The sequence below is a fragment of the Methylobacterium sp. E-012 genome, assembly GCF_057836545.1.
This window is the reverse complement of sequence record NZ_JBYQEY010000001.1, coordinates 4,815,001-4,832,508: the sequence shown is the minus strand read 5'-3', so window position 1 is coordinate 4,832,508 and position 17,508 is coordinate 4,815,001. Positions and strand designations below refer to the sequence as shown.

General features: G+C 71.4%; 14 protein-coding genes (1 of these 14 only partly in view). 13 read left to right on the top strand and 1 reads right to left on the bottom strand.

Annotation, left to right across the window (positions count from 1 at the left end; all coding sequences use genetic code 11):
* The first annotated feature begins 4 nt into the window (after window positions 1-4).
* The 13 genes from AC3IF1_RS23060 to rpoN all read left to right on the top strand — a co-directional run bounded on the left by AC3IF1_RS23060 (window position 5) and on the right by rpoN (window position 17,097).
* The gene (locus tag AC3IF1_RS23060; protein WP_489219499.1) at window positions 5-2,200 is read left to right on the top strand and encodes a GumC family protein; all 2,196 of its coding nucleotides are present in this window, start codon (window positions 5-7) and stop codon (window positions 2,198-2,200) included.
* A 20-nt stretch (window positions 2,201-2,220) separates the two neighbouring features.
* Window positions 2,221-3,417, top strand: coding sequence for a glycosyltransferase (locus tag AC3IF1_RS23055; RefSeq protein WP_489220450.1), 1,197 nt, complete (start codon window positions 2,221-2,223; stop codon window positions 3,415-3,417).
* Between the two features lie 44 nt (window positions 3,418-3,461).
* A complete protein-coding gene (locus AC3IF1_RS23050; protein WP_489219498.1) occupies window positions 3,462-4,598 on the top strand; it encodes a glycosyltransferase family 4 protein in 1,137 nt (378 codons plus the stop codon).
* Complete coding sequence (locus AC3IF1_RS23045) at window positions 4,579-5,826, top strand: glycosyltransferase family 4 protein (RefSeq protein ID WP_489219497.1); 1,248 nt, start codon at window positions 4,579-4,581, stop codon at window positions 5,824-5,826. The genes AC3IF1_RS23050 and AC3IF1_RS23045 overlap by 20 nt, the downstream gene beginning before the upstream one ends.
* Window positions 5,827-5,936: 110 nt before the next feature.
* Window positions 5,937-7,160 carry a glycosyltransferase family 4 protein gene (locus AC3IF1_RS23040; protein WP_489220449.1) on the top strand — a complete coding sequence of 408 codons (1,224 nt, stop codon included), beginning with the start codon at window positions 5,937-5,939 and terminating at the stop codon, window positions 7,158-7,160.
* Window positions 7,157-8,680, top strand: a complete 1,524-nt coding sequence (locus AC3IF1_RS23035) for a lipopolysaccharide biosynthesis protein (protein ID WP_489219496.1) — start codon at window positions 7,157-7,159, stop codon at window positions 8,678-8,680. The genes AC3IF1_RS23040 and AC3IF1_RS23035 overlap by 4 nt, the downstream gene beginning before the upstream one ends.
* Window positions 8,681-8,803: 123 nt before the next feature.
* A complete protein-coding gene (locus AC3IF1_RS23030; protein ID WP_489219495.1) occupies window positions 8,804-10,054 on the top strand; it encodes an O-antigen ligase family protein in 1,251 nt (416 codons plus the stop codon).
* Between the two features lie 144 nt (window positions 10,055-10,198).
* Window positions 10,199-11,788 carry a putative bifunctional diguanylate cyclase/phosphodiesterase gene (locus AC3IF1_RS23025; protein ID WP_489219494.1) on the top strand — a complete coding sequence of 530 codons (1,590 nt, stop codon included), beginning with the start codon at window positions 10,199-10,201 and terminating at the stop codon, window positions 11,786-11,788.
* Window positions 11,789-11,948: 160 nt separating this feature from the next.
* A complete protein-coding gene (locus tag AC3IF1_RS23020) occupies window positions 11,949-12,614 on the top strand; it encodes an SCO family protein (RefSeq protein WP_489219493.1) in 666 nt (221 codons plus the stop codon).
* Between the two features lie 160 nt (window positions 12,615-12,774).
* Entirely contained in the window at window positions 12,775-14,364 is a 1,590-nt protein-coding gene (locus tag AC3IF1_RS23015; protein WP_489219491.1) for an OpgD/OpgG family glucan biosynthesis protein, read from the top strand.
* A gap of 82 nt (window positions 14,365-14,446) precedes the next feature.
* Window positions 14,447-14,701, top strand: a complete 255-nt coding sequence (locus AC3IF1_RS23010; RefSeq protein ID WP_243970689.1) for a hypothetical protein — start codon at window positions 14,447-14,449, stop codon at window positions 14,699-14,701.
* 4 nt (window positions 14,702-14,705) lie between these two features.
* Entirely contained in the window at window positions 14,706-15,086 is a 381-nt protein-coding gene (locus tag AC3IF1_RS23005; RefSeq protein ID WP_243970691.1) for a hypothetical protein, read from the top strand.
* A gap of 436 nt (window positions 15,087-15,522) precedes the next feature.
* Window positions 15,523-17,097: an RNA polymerase factor sigma-54 gene (gene rpoN / locus AC3IF1_RS23000; protein ID WP_489219490.1), complete on the top strand. Its 1,575-nt coding sequence runs from the start codon at window positions 15,523-15,525 to the stop codon at window positions 17,095-17,097.
* A gap of 43 nt (window positions 17,098-17,140) precedes the next feature.
* Here rpoN and AC3IF1_RS22995 read toward each other — a convergent pair whose 3' ends face one another.
* Window positions 17,141-17,508 carry the 3' end of a M23 family metallopeptidase gene (locus tag AC3IF1_RS22995; protein ID WP_489219489.1) on the bottom strand. 1,657 nt of this gene lie beyond the right edge of the window, so only the last 368 of its 2,025 coding nucleotides appear in the window; its start codon lies off the right edge, out of view; it ends in the stop codon at window positions 17,141-17,143.

Below are 17,508 nucleotides of genomic sequence, written 5' to 3'. Positions count from 1 at the left end.
GTCCATGTCGCTCGTCACCGTCGATCTGGCCGACCGGACCCCGGTGCGCGCGGCCGCGCCTGAGCAGCCGCGGGGCGCATCGCTCGCCGCGCCGCTCTTCCGGATCTGGCGCCGCCGCTACCTGTTCGCGACGGTCTTCGCCCTGGTCATGGGCCTCGCGATCGCCGCGCTGATGAACATCACGCCGCAATACGTGGCGACCGGCTCGGTGATCGTGGCGGAGGCCGAGCCGGGCGCGCACAACGCCTCCATGGCCTGGATCCAGAAGATCGGCGACCCGGCCGACATCGAGAGCCAGATCCTGGTGATCCGTTCGCCGCGGCTCCTGCGGCTCGCGATCGATGCCGGACTCGCCGCCCCCGTCCTGGCGGAGTGCCGCTACGCCGCCGGCGGCGGGCGGCCGGGGCCCATCTCCGAGAAGAAAGACGCCGCCTGCACGAAGCTCACGGCCGACCGCAACGCCTTGGTCGAGTACCTGCAGAAGCGCTACAGCGTCCTCAGCTCCGGCCGCTCCCGGATCATCACCATCGGCTACCGGTCGCCCCTGCCCGAGACCGCGCAGACGATGACCAACGCCCTGATCGAGGCCTTCCTGGACGACCAGCGCGAAGCGCAGGCCTCGAGCCGCAAGGCGGCCTCAGACTGGCTGCACACCGAGATCAACCAGCTCGACGCCTCGATCCGCGCGGACGAGACCCGGATCCAGACGTTCCGGCGCCGCAAGGGCCTGGTGAAGGGCACGAACGCGCCGATCAGCGCCGAGCGTCTGACCAGCATCAGCCAGCAACTCTCCGCCGCTGAGGCCGCCAAGGCCGACGCCGCCGCGCGTCTGGGCGAGATCGAGAGCCGGGGCGCGCGCGGCGCCGAGACCGCGCCGGCCGTCCTGGCCAGTCCCACGATCGGGGCCCTCAAGCAGCAACTGAGCGGCGTCGCCGCGCAGCTCGCCAACCAGAGCACCCTCCTGGGCGCGAACCACCCGGCCATCCGGGCCCTGACGACCGAGCGGGCGAGCCTGCGCGAGCGCATCGATCAGGAGGTCAGGAACGTCACGCAGGGGCTGCGCAAGTCCTACGACGCCTCGAACGCGCTGGCCCAGGCGCTGCGCACCCAATTGGACAATGCCAAGACCGAGGCCGCGGCCGCCATGGACGACGAGGCCTCGATCGAGGGGATGGTGCGCAACGCTGAGATCCAGCGGACCCGCTACGCCGACCTCGTGAAGCGTGCCGGGGAGCTGGAGACCGAGCGGCGCATCCTCACCGGGAGCACCCGGCTGGTCAGCCTGGCGGAACTGCCGCAGGAGCCGTTCTCGCCCAAGGCCGTGCCGTTCCTGGCGGGGGGTATCGTGCTCGCCGGCGTGCTGGCGGCGGCGGCGGCCCTGCTGCGCGACTACACCGACCAGCGGGTCCGGACCCCGGGGCAGCTCATGGCCGGCACCGGCGCCCCGGTCTTCGCCCAGCTCCCCCGTCTGGAACCCCGCGGGCTCATGGGCCGCCTCTCCGACCGTCGGAGGGACCTCGACCTCCCCGAGGCCCTGGCACGGGCCCGGGTCGATCCGGTGATGCAGACCGTGCTGCGCAATCTGCACGCGCACCTCGTCCTGGCGGGCGGGGGCGAGTCCCGGGTCATCCTGGTGACCTCGTCGAAACCCCGCGAGGGCAAGTCGTTCACCGCCTTCGCCCTGGCCGGCATCGGCGCCGCGAGCGGGCGCCGGGTTCTGGTGATCGAGTGCGACCTGCGCCGGCCGAACTTCGACGCCTCGCTCGGACTCGGGCGCGGACCGGGCCTCGTGGGCGTGCTGCGGGGCGAGATCGCCCCCGCCGAGGCCGTGGTCTCGGCCGGCCGGTTCGACGTGATCCCGGCCGGCACGCCGACCTCGGAATCCACCGACCTGCTGATGAGCGAGCGCATGGTCGAGTTCCTGCGCTGGACCCGCCGCTACGACCTCGTCCTCCTCGATTCTCCACCCACCAGCGTGCTGATGGACGCCTCAATGCTCGCCCGCCACGCGGACGGCGTGCTCTGCTGCGCGCGCTACGGCCGCTCGCAGCTGTCGGACATCGTCGAGACCGTTGGCAACCTCCGCCGCGCCGGCGGCGTCGTGCTGGGGATCGCCATGACGATGGTCCGGGCGGGACGCCAGCCGACCTACGATGTGATGCGGCTTCCGGAGCCCCGCCACGCCGGTGACGCGCGATGACCGAGGCCCTGTCCGTCGGCATGCTCGCCGAACCTGCGTCGCTTGACCCTGCCCGAACGGCCGAGCCCCGGAACCGCCCCCGCGTCCTGTTCGTGACTCATACCGGGACGATGTCGGGGGCCGAGCTCGTCCTGCGCGATGCCGTGGCCCCCTGGGCGGGCTCGACGGCGTTCCTGTTCGAGGATGGCGCCTTCGCCGGCATCCTGCGCGGCCTCGGCCTCGAGATCCGTCTCGCCCGCCCGGGGGCCGGCCTGTCGGGCCTGCGCCGGGACGCCTCGGTCCTGCGGGCGCTGCCCAAGCTTGGCCGGCTCGCCGGGCTCGCCCTCGACATCGCCCGCGCGGCGCGGACCTGCGACGTGGTCTATGCCAATTCGCAGAAGGCCTTCCTGCTGTCGGCTCTGCCCGCGCGGCTGGTCGGGCGGCCGATCATCTGGCACCTGCACGACATCCTCGACGGCGCGCATTTCGGCCGGGCCCAGCGGATCGTACAGGCGCGGCTGGCCAATCTGTGCGCCACCCGGGTGGTCGTGCCCTCGCGGGCTGCGGCGGACGCTTTCATCCGGGCCGGCGGCCGCGCGTCCCGCGTGAGCGTCGTGCCGAACGGTCTCGATCTGGATGTCGATCCGCGATCCCCGGCGGCCCTGCGGGCGGAAATGGGGCTGCCGGCCGGACCGCTAATCGGGGTGTTCAGCCGCCTCGCGCCCTGGAAGGGGCAGGACGTGGTCATCGAGGCGCTGGCGCGCCTTCCCGGCCTGCGCTGCATCGTCGTCGGCGCGGCGCTGTTCGGCGAGGACGCCTACGCGGCGCGGCTGCACGCGCTGGCCGCGGCGCACGGCGTCGCGGACCGGGTGCTGTTCCTCGGCCAGCGGTCGGACGTGCCCCGGCTGATGCAGGCGGTCGATGCGGTCGTGCATCCCTCGGTTGATCCCGAACCGTTCGGCCGAACCCTCGTCGAGGCGATGCTGGCCGGGATCCCGGTGATCGCCACCGATACAGGCGCCGCCGCCGAGATCCTCGACGGCGGTGCGGTCGGCACCCTCGTGCCGCCGCGGCGGCCCGACCGCCTCGCCGCCGCCCTCGCCGTGCTGCTCGACGACCCGGACGCCGTCGCGGCGCGCACCCGTCTCGCCCGGGACCGGGCGCTGACCCTCTACGGCGCGGATCGGATGCGGGACGCCCTGACCAAGCTGATCCTCGACGCCGCCGCCCGCCCCTGACCGATGGGCCGTCATCAACCGCGATCGGAGCTTTCGGAGCCGCCATGCCGCGCGTTCTCGTGAACATGCCGACCCAGTTCGGCGGTCGTCCGTCGGGCGTCGCCCTCGTCGCCTTCCGGGTGATCGCCGGCCTCATCGAGCGCGGCACCTTCACGGTCGTGCTGCGCTCGCCCTGGACCCGCGCGCAGCTGCCCGAGGCGATCCGCGACCGGATCGAGGTCGTGACCGTGCCGCGCCCGCGCATCATGCTGTTGGACGTCCTGCGGCAGGCCGTCACCGTCCCGCGGCTGTGTCGAGCCTTCAACATCGACGTGGTGCTCAACGCCGATCCCTACGGTGCGGCCTTCGGCGGCCGGGCGCGGGTCAGCGTCGTCCACGATCTCTACTTCCGCACGATGCCCGGCCGAAGCCGCTCGCGCGAGGCGCTGACCACCGATCCGATCTTCCGCCTCGTCCTGGCCAACAGCGCCCGGGTGATCGCCGTCTCGGAGGCGACGCGGCGCGATCTCGGGCGCTTCTACCCGACCCTCCGGGACCGGACCCACACCGTCCCGTCGGCCGCGATGATCGACCCCGATGCGGTCGATCCGGCACCGGAACTCCCGCCGGGACCCTTCGTGCTGGCGGTGGGCAACGCCATGTACAACAAGAACTTCGCGACGCTGGCGCGGGCCCTGGCCGCGCTGGGCCGCCCGGAGATCGGCATCGTCCATGTCGGCGAGGATCCGGACGAGGCGATCGCCGGAGCGCTCGGCGGCGCACCGGTCCGGCTGACGCGCCTGTCCCGGATCGGCGAGGGCCGGCTCGCGGCGCTCTATCGAAACGCCCTGTGCCTGTGCGTCCCATCCTTCGCGGAGGGGTTCTGCCTGCCCGTGCTGGAAGCGCAGGCGCTGGGCTGCCCGGTGATCTGCTCGAACCGGTCGGCGACCCCCGAGATCGCCGGCGCGGGCGCCCTGACCTTCGACCCCACCGATGCCGGGGCGCTCACCGCGTGCCTGCGCCGCCTGCTGGACGAGCCCGGCCTGCGCGCGGCGCTGATCGACCGCGGCCGCGACAATGCCGGCCTGTACGATTGGGCCGAGACCGCCCGCCGCTACGAGACGCTGCTGCTCGACGCGCTCCGGGACTCCGCCCGCGCGGAACCGGCCGGAAAGGTGCCGCATGCGCATCCTGCACCTTAGCTCGCTCTACCCGCCCGAGCAGGTCGGCGGGGCCGAACTCATGGTCGAGACGCTGGCCCGCCTGCAGGCGGACCTCGGCCACGCGGTCGCGGTCGCCTGCGCGGCCCGGCAGGCCGCGGCCCCCGTCGTCCAGAACGGCGTCACCGTCTATCGGACCGGGTACGGAACCCCGTTCCACATCCTCGACTGGCCGCAGCGCGGGCGCCTCGACCGGATGCGCTACAAGCTCGCCACCCAGTGGAACCGCCAGACCCTCGCCCGGATGGCGGCGGCGGTGCGGGACTTCGCGCCGGATCTCGTCAATACCCACTCGATCTCGGAGCTGACGCCGGCGCTCTGGCCGATGCTCCGCCGGCTCGGCGTGCCGGTGGTGCATACGCTGCACGACTTCACCAGCCTGTGCACCAACGGCGCGATGGTGCGGGACGGCCGGGCCTGCACTGGCCAGCACCTCAAGTGCCGGATCTACGCGGCGCCGCACCGGCGCTGCCAGCGCGCGGTCTCGGCCGTCACCGCCGTGGGCTCGGACATCCTGGCCCGCCACTTGGCCGCCGGCTTCTTCGATGCGGTGCCGCCTTCGCTGCGCCGGGTGATCTGGAACCCGATCGCGCCGGGCGCACCGTCGACCCGCCGGCCGCTCGCTCCGGGGGCACCGGTGACCTTCGGCTATCTCGGCCGGATCGAGGCGTCCAAGGGCATCGACGTCCTGCTCGACGCCTGCCGGAGGCTGCCGCCGCAGGGCTGGCAGCTCACGATCGCCGGCCGGGCCGTGGACGGACTCGACCGCTACCGCGCCAGGGCTGACGGGCTGCCCGTCTCCTTCGTGGGCTTCGCCGGGCGCGACGCCTTCCTCGACGGGATCGACTGCCTCGTGGTCCCGCCGATCTGGCCGGAACCCTTCGGCCGCACCGTGGCGGAAGCCTACGGTCGCGGCGTTCCGGTGATCGGCACGGAGGCCGGCGGCATCGGCGAGCAGATCGGGCCGGGACCGTGGCTCGTGCCCCCCGGCGACGCCCCCGCGCTCGCGACCGCGATGGCCCGGATCGTCGCCGAGCCCGGCCGCCTCGCCGAGGGACTCGGCCGGGCCGCCACCATCCGCGCCGGGACCGATCCGGACGCCGTGGCGACCGCCTATCTCGACCTCTACGCGGCGGCCCGCGACGCCGCCCGCCCCGAATCGCGCTCCGCGCCCACGGAGCGCCCGCAGCTCAGCGAGTGCCGCCCATGATGACCCCGTCCCTGTCCCAGCCCTATGCCCGCGTCGCGTCCGCCACCCCGGCCTCCGAACGGCGCGACCGGCCGGTGGACGGCGCCGCCCTGCGGACTGCGACCGGGCCCCTGCGGATCCTGCATCTCAGCGCCCTCTATCCGCCCTACATCGTGGGCGGCGCGGAGCGCTCGGTGGAGCACCTCGCCGAGGAGCTGGCGGCGGCGGGCCACACCGTGGCCGCGGCCTGCATCGCTCGGGAGCCCGAGCCGAAGGCGGTGCGGGGCGGCGTCACCGTCTACCGCATGGCGCACCACAACGATTTCTGGCTGGAGGACTGGCCCAAGGCGAGCCGGTTCGGCCGCGCCTGGGCGAAGCTCAAGCAGCAGTGGAACTTCGCCGTCGCGGCGGAATTCGGACGCGTCCTCGACGATTTCCGCCCCGACATCGTCAACACCCACTCGCTGCTGGACGTCTCGACCCTGGTCTGGCGCGAGGCGGCCAAGCGTGGGATCCCGATCGTCCACACAGTCTGCGAGTACGACCTAATCTGCGGCAACGCCGCCATGTTCCGGGACGGCAAGCCCTGCGAGCGCTGGCACCTCGGCTGCAAGGTGGTCAACGCGGCCAAGCAAATCACCAACCGGTCGGTGGACGCGGTCGTCAGCGTCGGCACCGAGATCCTTAAGACCCACGTGAACCACGGGCTGTTCGCACATCTGGCGCCGGAGCGCCGCCGCGTGATCTACTATTCCTGCACGGTCCCGGGGGGCGACCCCGAGGCGCGGCGCCGGATCGACCGGACGGGCCAGCCCATGACCTTCGGCTATCTCGGCCGGATCAACACCGAGAAGGGGGTCGGCACCCTGATCGACGCCCTGCGCCGGATCGGCCCCGGCAACTGGCGCTGCCTCGTCGCCGGCCAGGCGATGGACGATTCGATCGAGCGCTTCAAGGCGCAGTCCGAGGGCCTGCCGGTGGAGTTCGTCGGCTGGGCCAAGCCCGCCGACTTCCTCAGCGAGATCGACGTGCTGGTCGTGCCCTCGTTCTGGGCCGAGCCGTCCCCGCGGACGATCTACGAGGCCTACACGATGGGCGTACCGGTGATCGGCGCGGCCTCCGGCGGCATTCCCGAGCTGATCGGCGAGGACAACGCCGACTGGCTGTTCACCCCGGGCGACGATGCCGACCTCGCCGACCGCCTGCGGACCGCGATCGCCCGCGGCCGCACCGACCTGCCGGACGAGCGCGCCTTCCAGCACGTCATCCGCGAATCGACCTCAGAGCGCGTCGCCGAGAAGTATCTCGACCTCTACGCCGAGCTCGTCGCCGAGCGCCGGGCGGCCCGTTCGTGACCGCCGGCACGCCGACGCTCACAGAGGCCGGGGCGGCCGCGGACGCCTCCGAGATCGTCCCGGGGCTCCCCTCCGGCGCCGAGGTCACCGGCCGCTCCTTCGACGCGGCCCGCTGGGTGGCGCTCGCGTCCGTGGGCAACGTCATGCTGAGCTTCGGGGTGTTCCTCGTGCTCGCCCGGCTCATCGCCCCCGCCGAGTTCGGCATGGTGGCGATCGCCGTCGTCTTCATCGACATCCTGCAGATCGTGGCGCGCTGCGGCCTGCCGGATGCGGTGGTTCAGCGGGTCGACCTCGACGAGGACTTCGCCGCCACCGCCTTCTGGGTGATGCTGGCCGCCGGCGGCCTCTGCGGCGGGGCGCTCGTAGCCCTGTCCGGCCCGATCGCCTGGGTGTTCGATCTCCCGGAACTGCGCCCGGTCCTGTGCGCCCTCTCGGCCTGCTTCGTGATCACCGCCGCGGGGGCCATCCACGAGGCCCGCCTGCAAAGGAGCTTCGGGTTCCGCAAGCTCGCCCTCCGGGCCCTGGGCTCCAACCTCCTCGGGGGCGGGGTCGCCCTGGCGATGGCGTTTGCCGGCTACGGCGTCTGGAGCCTCGTGGTGCAGCGGATCGTCGCCGCGACCGCGACCACGCTGCTCACCTGGGCGGCGTCCCGGTGGATGCCGGCCCGGCGCCTGGACCTCGCCGCCGCCCGCGCCCAGATCGCCTTCGGGTCGCGGGTGTTCTGCACCTACCTCCTGCTCGTCCTCTCGATCCGCAGCCAGGAGGTGATCGCCGCCTACTTCCTGTCGGCCGCCGATGTCGGATACCTGCGCCTCGCCTGGCGCTGCATCGACCTCGTCAGCCAGGTGGCGGTGATCCCGCTCACGACGGTGGGCCTGACCACCTATGCCCGCCTCCAGGATCGGCCGACGGAGCTGGCCACCGCCTTCTACGGTTTCACCGAGGCCTCCTCCTTCGTGGCGGTGCCGGCCTTCTTCGGCATGGCGGCCGTCGCCCCGACCCTGATCCCGTTCCTTTTCGGCGATCAGTGGCACGAGGCCGCCCCGGTGCTGCGGATGCTGGCGCTCCTGGCGCCGGAATTCGTCGCGACCTCGATGCTGTGGATGATCTTCACGGCGCTGGGGCGCAACGGGACGGCCCTGCGGCTGGCGGGCGCCCAGTTCGGCCTCGGGGCCGTGGCCGCCCTGGTGACCGCGCCCCTGGGCCTCGCGGCGCTCGCCGCCGGGCACGTGCTGCGGGCCTACCTGTTCACGCCGGTGATCGTCGCCGGGATCGGACGGCTCGTCCCGATCGGCAACCGGAGCCTGGCCCGGGCGCTGCTGCCGGTCACGGCCTGCTCGGCCGCGATGGCGGGCCTCGTGCTGGTGGTCCAGGAGCCGATCCACGCCGCACTGGGCGACCGGATCGGCCTGTTCGGCGCGGTCGGGATCGGCATCCTGGCCTATGCCGGCCTCGCGCAGCTGTTCATGCGTGACACGGTCAGCACCGCCCTCGGCTTCTTCCTGCGCCGGACGACCTGATCTCCACCCTCCGCCAACCTTTGTGCGCGAGGATGGCCGCCCGGGGGCCGGTCGCCGGGCCGGCTTGTCCGACGCCGGCTTGTCCGGTGGCGGCTTGCCTCGGCGTTCGAACGGATCGGGACCATGACGGGACAGGCGTTGCCGATCGGAGCGGGTGCCCCGGCTGTGTCGGTCGGGGCCGACCGCGCCGCCGTGTTCGTGCTCGGGGTGGCGCTGCAGTTCAACGTGCTGACCTCGAGCTTCGGCCTGCCGTTCCAGCGCCTGTCCGACCTCCTGCCGTTCCTCCTCATCCCCTTCCTCGGGATGCGCCGGGCCGTCATCGCGGAGGTCCTGCGCAACATCGCCCCGCTCGCCGGGATCGTCGTGCTGATCGGTGCCTCCCTCGTGCTCAAGGCCCACAAGGAGGCGGGTGACGTCTACCTGACGCTGGTGCTGCTGCTCTACGTCGTGCAAGCCTTCATCCTGCTGGTGCATTTTCAGGACCGGCGCGTCGAGAACGCCTTCTGCATCGGCCTGCTCGCGGGCCTCCTGGCGTCCCTGGCGGTCCTGCTGCTCGCCTCCTCGGGCCTGTCGCTGGAACGCTACGGCCTCGCGGTGCCGACCGACGGGCTCGACGAGGAGCTGAAACTCTTCGTCGAGGACAAGCAGGGCGGCCTCTGGGCGTCCGGAAACGAGACCGGCCACGTCTTCGGGCTCTGCGGTGTCGCCGCCCTGGTGCTGAGCCTGCGCTACCGGCTCAAGGCGATCTATCTCGTCTATTTCGGAGCCCTGTTGGCGAGCTTTCCCCTGACCAACAACAGGGCCGGCCTGTTCATGCCGCTGCTGGTCTTCGCCCTGCTGATGCGGCGCAACCTCCGGGCCTCCGCGGTCCTGAGCGTGCTCGGGATCCTGGGCGCCGTGCTGATCGCCTGGTCGCTGACGGGGGAGCTCCCGCTGCCCAACACCCTGGCGCAGGCGATCGAGCGCCGCTTCGCGGAGGACAACAACGTCACGAGCAACTTCGACGAGCGGTTTCTCTCGGGCATCACTGCCCTGCGCCTCGTCGTCGCCTACCCGTTCGGCCTCGGCGAGGTCGCCCGGCGGGAGGAGCTGCGGGCGCTGACCGGCCTCGTGACGCCGCATAACGGCTTCGTCTCCATGGCACTTCAGAGCGGCGTGGCCGCCGCGCTGCTCCTGATCGCCGGCCTCGTGCGGATCCTGCTGGACCCGGCGCGAGCCGGTCCGTTCCTGACCTACAGCGCCCTGTTCCTGATCCCGTCGATGATGTTCGAGGAACTCTCGGTCAATCAATACTTCCTGTTCTTCATGGCCTTCGCCCTGGCCTCCCTGGCCCGGCCGGGTGATCCCGGACCGCGGCCTGCAGGGACGAAATGACGGGGTCGGCCGGCCTACATATTTGGACAGCATCGCCACATCACGTCTCGGATTTCTAAATCTTCACGATTTGATGAGGGTCGAATTTACAGCGCCTTAGCACTTGGCATGCTTCCATTACGGACCGAAAACTGGACGCACGATATGCCGAGCGATACGTCAAATGCGTGGGGCCGCGGCGAGCTCTACGAGACCCTGTGCCTGCTCGTCATCGGCGCGGGGATCTGGTTCGTCGGCGTCACGCTCGGCACCTTCGACTCCCTGACCGGCTTCGTCTTGGCCTACGGCCTCAACGACTTGCTGATGCTGGCCGCCTGCATGGGCGTTGCCCTGTGCGGGGCCGTCATCCGCAAATCGATCCTCCTGCGCCGGCTCATGCTGGAGCGCGACGCGGCGGCCGCGCAGGCCGAGGCGATCGCCCGGCACGACGGGCTGACCGGACTGGCCAACCGCCGCCGCTTCATCGATGCCGTCGCGCGGGCGCATGCCACGGCCGGTGCCGAGCCGTCCTCGGCGGTCCTGCTGATCGACCTCGACCGGTTCAAGCCGGTCAACGACCTCTACAGCCACGCGGCCGGCAACGCGGTGCTCTGCGCCGTGGCCGAGCGCCTCCACCAGCTGCTGCCGTCCGGCGGCGTGGCGGCGCGGCTCGGCGGCGACGAGTTCGCCATGCTGGTCCCGGTGGAGCACGGCAGCGAGGGCCTCATGCGCCTGGCCCAGGCGGTGATCTCCGCCATCTCCGTGCCGGTCAGCTGGAACCAGAACGATCTCAAGGTCGGCGCCACGGTCGGCGTCGCCGTCGTCGCCGCGGACCACGCGGATTCCGACGCGGTCCTGCACGCGGCCGATCTCGCCATGTACCAGGGCAAGAAGGACGGGCGCGGCAATTACCGCTTCTTCCGCAGCGCCATGGACGAGGAGCTGCGCGCCCGGGCCCGTACCGAGGCGGAACTCCGCGTCGCGATCGAGACGGGCGCGATCGAGCCCTATTATCAGCCGGTCGTGTCGCTGCCCGAGAAGGAGATCGTCGGCGTCGAGGTGCTGGCGCGCTGGCGCCATCCGATCCGCGGCCTGATTGGCCCGTCGGAATTCATCCCCGTCGCCGAGGAGACCGGGATGATCGCCGATCTCAGCTACAACCTGATCCGCCGGGCCTGCCTCGATGCCCGGGCCTGGCCCTCCCACCTGATCCTGGCGGTCAACATCGCCCCCCACCAGTTCCAGGATGCCTGGCTGGCCGAGCGCATCCTCGCGATCCTCACGGAGACCGGATTCCCGCCCCGGCGCCTCGAGGTTGAGATCACCGAGAGCGCCCTGATCCAGGATCTGGAGGCGACCCGCGCGACCCTCCTGTCGCTCCGGCAGCTCGGCGTGCGCATCGCGCTCGACGATTTCGGCACCGGTTATTCGAGCCTGTACCACCTGCGCGAGCTGAAGTTCGACAAGCTGAAGATCGACCGGAGCTACGTCGACGCGATCACCATGAGCGACGAGCGCGCCAAGCTGGTCGATGCCATCATCAAGCTCGGCACGAGCCTCGGCCTCACCACGACCGCGGAGGGGATCGAGACGGATGCGAGCTTGGACTGGCTGTCGGACCAGGGCTGCCATTTCGGCCAGGGCTACCTGTTCGGGCGGGCGATGCCCAAGGCCGAGATGGACGCGGTCCTGAACGGTGCCGAAGCGGCGGAAGAGCCGCAGGTCCTGATCGCGGCCCTGGCGCAGGCCTCCTGAAGGCGCGCCGCAGTCGGCGCGACGGCATCGGAAAAGACCCGCCTCCGGTTCGCTGCGCCCCGGGGCGGGACCGAGCCGTCCGACGCCACGATCCGGATGCGGCCTCGCGCCGGTCGATGGGCGCCCCATATTTGGGCCTCGACGCGCCGCAGGTCACAGCATGGTACCGAGCCCGATCGCCCTCATCGCCTCCGCCGCCCTTGTCGGCATAGTCGCCGCCGGAACGGGGGCGATCGTCCTGCAGCAGGGCGCGCGCTTCAGCCATCCGCGCCGGGTCGGCGGTGCCTTCGCGATGGCAGACCTCGACGGTCGTCCGGTGAGCCAGGCCGATCTCCTGGGCAGGCCGACCGCGCTGTTCTTCGGCTTCACCCATTGTCCGGACGTCTGCCCGACGACGCTGGCCAGCCTCTCGGGGGCGCTCGGCCAGATGGGCCGTGACGCGGACCGCCTGAACCTGGTGTTCGTCACGCTGGACCCGGAGCGCGACACCCCCGACAGCCTGCGCGACTACCTGGCCTCGTTCGATCCGCGCATCCGCGCCTTCACGGGCACGCCGGATCAGGTCGCCCGGATGGCGGACGCCTACCACGTCGCCTACCGGCGCGTCCCGCTGAAGGACGGCGACTACACGATGGAGCATTCGGCCACCGTGGCGCTGTTCGACAGGACCGGGCGCATGGTCGGGGAGATCGGCTATGGCGAGGATGAGGCGCGGGTCCTGTCCAAGCTGATCACGCTGGCGCTCCCCGGCCAGTGCGCCCCCGGCGGCGGCGCAGACCTCTGGGCGAGCGACGGCGCCACCGGCACCTGCGGCCCGCGCAGCTGATCCCAGGGCCGACACGGATCGGACCGGCGCTGTTCCTGCGCGGGTGCCCGTTGCAGCTTGCGGCGGGTGGCCGTCAGGTCCCGTGTTGCAACGCCCTCGGGCTCGGCTCTACAGGGCGGCGCGGGCCAGCGAAGCTTGGCCGAATCCCGGGGGTCTCACCTTGATCACGCGTCGCGTCCTGACCGCCCTCGGGCTCCTCGCCCTCACGCCGTTCCCGGGCGCCGCCCGGGCCGCCTCCGGCGGGCCGCGGCTCGGGCCGCCCGAGCCGATGGATCTCGACCGGCTGAAGGACCTCGCCCGCAGCCTGCGCGACCAGCCCTACGCGCCGCCGCCGGAAGCGCCCGGCGCTGCGGCCCTCGATGCCCTGACCTACGGACCGCTGCAGGAGATCCGCTATCCGCCCGGCCGGGCCCTGTTCGCCGACAGCCCGTACCCGGTGACCTTCTTCCACCTCGGCAACCTGTTCCGGCATCCCGTGAGCGTCTACGCGCTGGAGGGCGGACAGGCCCGCGCGGTGCTCTACGCCAACGACCTGTTCACCTACCCGCCGGGCAATCCGGCCAAGGATGTCCCGGACGGCGCCGGCTTCGCCGGGTTCCGGTTCCAGAAGGCCCCGGCCGGGCAGCCCGGCGACGACGCCGACTGGCTCGCCTTCCTGGGGGCCTCCTATTTCCGCGCTGGCGGCGACGGGCAGCAATACGGCGCCTCGGCCCGCGGCATCGCCATCGACACGGCGCCCGGGGCCGGCGGGATCGAGGAGTTTCCGGTCTTCACGCGCTTCTATGTCAGCCCGGCCGCGGAGGGTGCGGTCACCGTGCTCGCCCTGCTGGAAGGGCCGAGTCTGACCGGGGTCTACCGGTTCGTCGCCCGGAGGGAACCGCACGTCGTCATCGACGTCGCCTGCACGGTCTACATGCGCCGGTCCGTGGAGCGGTTCGGGATGGCGCCGCTCACGTCGATGCTCTGGTACTCCGAGGGGATCAGCCGCTTCCGCGCCAGCGACTGGCGCCCAGAGGTCCACGATTCCGACGGGCTGCTGATGCAGACCGGGGCCGGCGAGATCATCTGGCGCCCGCTCAACAATCCGCCGCGCCTCAGCGTCAGCGCCTTCGCCGACCGGTCGCCCAAGGGCTTCGGCCTGCTCCAGCGCGACCGGAGCTTCGACCACTACATCGACGACGGCTTCGAGGAGAACCGGCCCGATATCTGGGTCGAGCCGCAGGGGGATTGGGGCTCGGGCAGCGTCCAGCTCGTGGAGATCCCGACGCACCAGGAGACCGACGACAACATCGGTGCGATGTGGGTGCCGGCCGATCCGCCGAAGGCGGGGGATGAGCGCAGCTTCGCCTACCGCCTGCGCTGGACCGTTCAGGAGCCGGTCGCGACCGATCTCGCCCGGTGCGTCGCCACCCGGGCGACAAAGGCCGCCTGGCTCGCCGAGGCGGATCGCCGCCCCGGCCGGGCCAACCTGGTGCGGCAATTCGTGCTGGAATTCGAGGGCGCGGCCCTGGCCGGGCTCGATCCCGAGAAGGCCGAGGTCGCGCTGACGCTCACGCGCGGCAGCGCCGAAGAGGTCGGCGCGACCTGGGCGCCCTACGGCAAGCCGAGCCCCTGGCGGGTCTTCCTGAAGGTCTACGCCGAGGGGCCGGAGCCGGTGGAGATGCGGCTGCTGTTCAAATCCGGCGGCCGGCTGCTCTCCGAGACCTGGGCGTACCAGCTCTATCCGGAAGCGCCGAGCACGGTCCTGTAGGCCCCCGGCGGATCGGACACATTGCCGGGACCGGGCCGGCCTTATTAGAGAAGTCCGGTCCCGGGCCGCCGCCGCGGCCGGGATGTCCACCGCCGCAGAGGTCGTCATGGACGGCGAAGGCCCGCCCGGCCCGCACCTGCCCGAGACGCTGACGCGCCTCCTGAAGGCACCCAAGAACGCGATCTGGCCGACGCCCGAGGATCGGCACCGCCCGCGCCTCGGCCGGCAGCGGCCGCGCAAGCCGAGCCGCGCCATCCTGGGTGTCTGGCTCTGGGCGATCCTCTACAATGTCATCGGCTTCGCGATCCTCGCGATCCTGTGGCGGACGATGCACTGACCCGATGACCCGAGCCACCCATCCCCGTCCGCGCCTCACGCGCCCGACGATCGCGGCGCTGCTGTCGCTCACCTTGGCCACCGGATCCGCGGCGGCGCAGGCGCAAGGCGACGCCCTCAACGCGGATGACGGCACCGGTGCGGTGAAGGTCTGCGCGCCGGTGGCGATGCCGCGGTGGCGCTCCATGAGCCCGGTACCGAAGACTTGGACGTTCCTCGATTGCATGGCCTTCTCGGGCGAGATGGGCGCCACCCATTTCCAGCTCGGCTGCCTGTTCACCAACGTCACGCCCTACGCGCAGAAATACGCCTGGGGGGCGATGGTGCAGATCGACAAGTCGGCGCTGGCGAAATCCCAGCCCCCGGTCCCCAATTGCGGCTGGTGAGCGGCCCGGGCACGCGGCGGGGGATTGCCAGTCGAGATCCGGCGCCAGAGGGGATGCCGGTCCGGTGCAAGCGAGCAGGTTGAACCGAGAGCGTCGTGCGGCGCGCGCCACGCAACATCCGCCCTGAAAAGCGCCCGTAACGTGCGTCACGCATGCCGGGCGAAATAAGCCCGCCAGGATCAGTCCCGCGGGGCCGCGCGCGCCGAGTGCAAAGCTTCCTTAAAGGCCGAACCGCAGACTAGCCACGCCCGCCGCCGGTTTGTCCGGCGCGCCACGCGACGCGCATCGCCGTCACATGGCCAGGGACAAACCCACCGACCCGCTTTGACGCGCGGCGACGAAGGGGCTACAGAGATCAGAGCGATTTAAGCAAGATTCATGCCGCCGATCCTCGGCGGCTGCCGGCAAACCGCGCAGGAAGGACATCGGGGCCTCCATGAGTTTGGTGCAACGGCTGGAAGTGCGTCAGGGCCAGGCCCTGGTGATGACGCCGCAGCTCCTGCAGGCGATCAAGCTCCTCCAACTCTCGCAGCTCGACCTCGCCGCCTATGTCGAGGCCGAACTGGAGCGCAACCCCCTCCTGGAACGTGCCGAACCCGAGCCATCCGGCACGGGTGAGGCCGCCGATCCGGTCGGCCAAGCCGAGGACCCGGCCGGCGATGGTTTCGAGGCGGCCGAATCCGAATCGTGGCTGACCGCCGAGCTTAATCCGAGCCGCGGCGAGATCGAGACCGATTTCGACACGCGGCTCGACAACGTTTTCCCCGACGACGTGCCGGCCCAGGCGCGGGAGGGCGGCGGCGGCGACATGCTCTCGCTGACCCCACCCCCCTATGGCAGTACCGGCGGCAGTTTCGACGCGGAGGCCCCCGATTTCGAGGCCACCCTCACGGCGGAAATCTCGCTGCGGGAGCACCTCGCGGGCCAGCTCGACCTCGCGACCCGCGACCCCGTCGAGCGGCTGGTCGGCGGCTTCCTGATCGATGCGGTCGACGAGGCGGGATACCTGCGGGAATCGGTCGAGGCCGTGGCCGAGCGCCTCGGTGCCGACCCAGCCCTGGTGGCGCGGATCCTGGCGCTGGTGCAGACCTTCGATCCGCCCGGGGTCGCCGCCCGCGACCTCGCCGAGTGCATGGCGATCCAGCTCCGGGACCGCGACCGGTTCGACCCGGCGATGCGCGCTCTGGTCTCGCGCCTCGACCTCGTCGCCAAGCGCGATTTCGGGGCGCTGCGCCGCCTGTGCGGGGTGGATGACGAGGATCTGGTCGAGATGCTCGGCGAGATCCGTCGCCTCGATCCGAAGCCCGGCCGGGCCTTCGGATCGAGCGCCGTGGAGGTTCTGGTCCCCGACGTGTTCGTGCGGGCGGCACCGGACGGATCCTGGCTGGTCGAGCTGAACAGCGAGGCCCTGCCGCGGGTCCTGGTGAACCAGAGCTACTATGCCCGGGTCGTGCGCGGCGCCAAGGCCGAGGGCGACAAGGCCTTTCTGTCCGAAGCGCTCCAGAACGCCAACTGGCTCACCCGCTCCCTGGAGCAGCGCGCCCGCACGATCCTGAAGGTCGCCACGGAGATCGTACGCCAGCAGGACGGCTTCTTCGTCTACGGCGTGACGCATCTGCGGCCGCTGAATCTCAAGACGGTGGCGGAGGCGATCGGCATGCACGAATCGACCGTCTCGCGGGTCACCTCCAACAAGGCGATCGGCACCAGCCGCGGCACCCTGGAGATGAAATACTTCTTCACCGCGGCGATCCCGGGGGCGGCCGGCATGGCGGCCCATTCCTCGGAGGCGGTGCGCCACCGGATCAAGCAGTTGGTCGACGGCGAAACGCCGGACGACGTGCTTTCCGACGACGCCCTGGTGCAGAAGCTGCGCGGGGAGGGGGTCGACATCGCCCGCCGCACGGTGGCGAAGTACCGGGAATCCCTGCGGATCCCGAGCTCGATCGAGCGCCGCCGCGAGCACTTCGCCCACGGTGGCGGCCACCACGCCGCCCTGGCGCTCCGCTAGAGAGATCGACCCGGCGCGCGGGCGCGCGCCGGGCCGGGGCCCGTCAGCGCACGACCGCGTCCCGCTGGGCCAGCGCCGTGGCGCTCTTCGACTTCTGCATGGTCGCGTCGATCTGCTCGCGCTGATGCCTAAAGTCAGCGAGCAGCCGGCCATCGAGTTCCCGGCCCCGGGGGACGCGGATCTTCATCGGATCGACGAAGTGGCCGTTGATGATCACTTCGTAGTGCAGATGAGGCCCGGTCGACAGGCCGGTGGAGCCGAGATAGCCGATCACCTGACCCTGCCGGACCTTCACGCCCTCCCGGATGCCGCGGCCGAACCGCGACATGTGATTGTAGGTGGTGACGTAGCCATTGACGTGCTGGACCTCGACCCGGTTGCCGTAGCCCGAGGTCATCTCGGACCGGATCA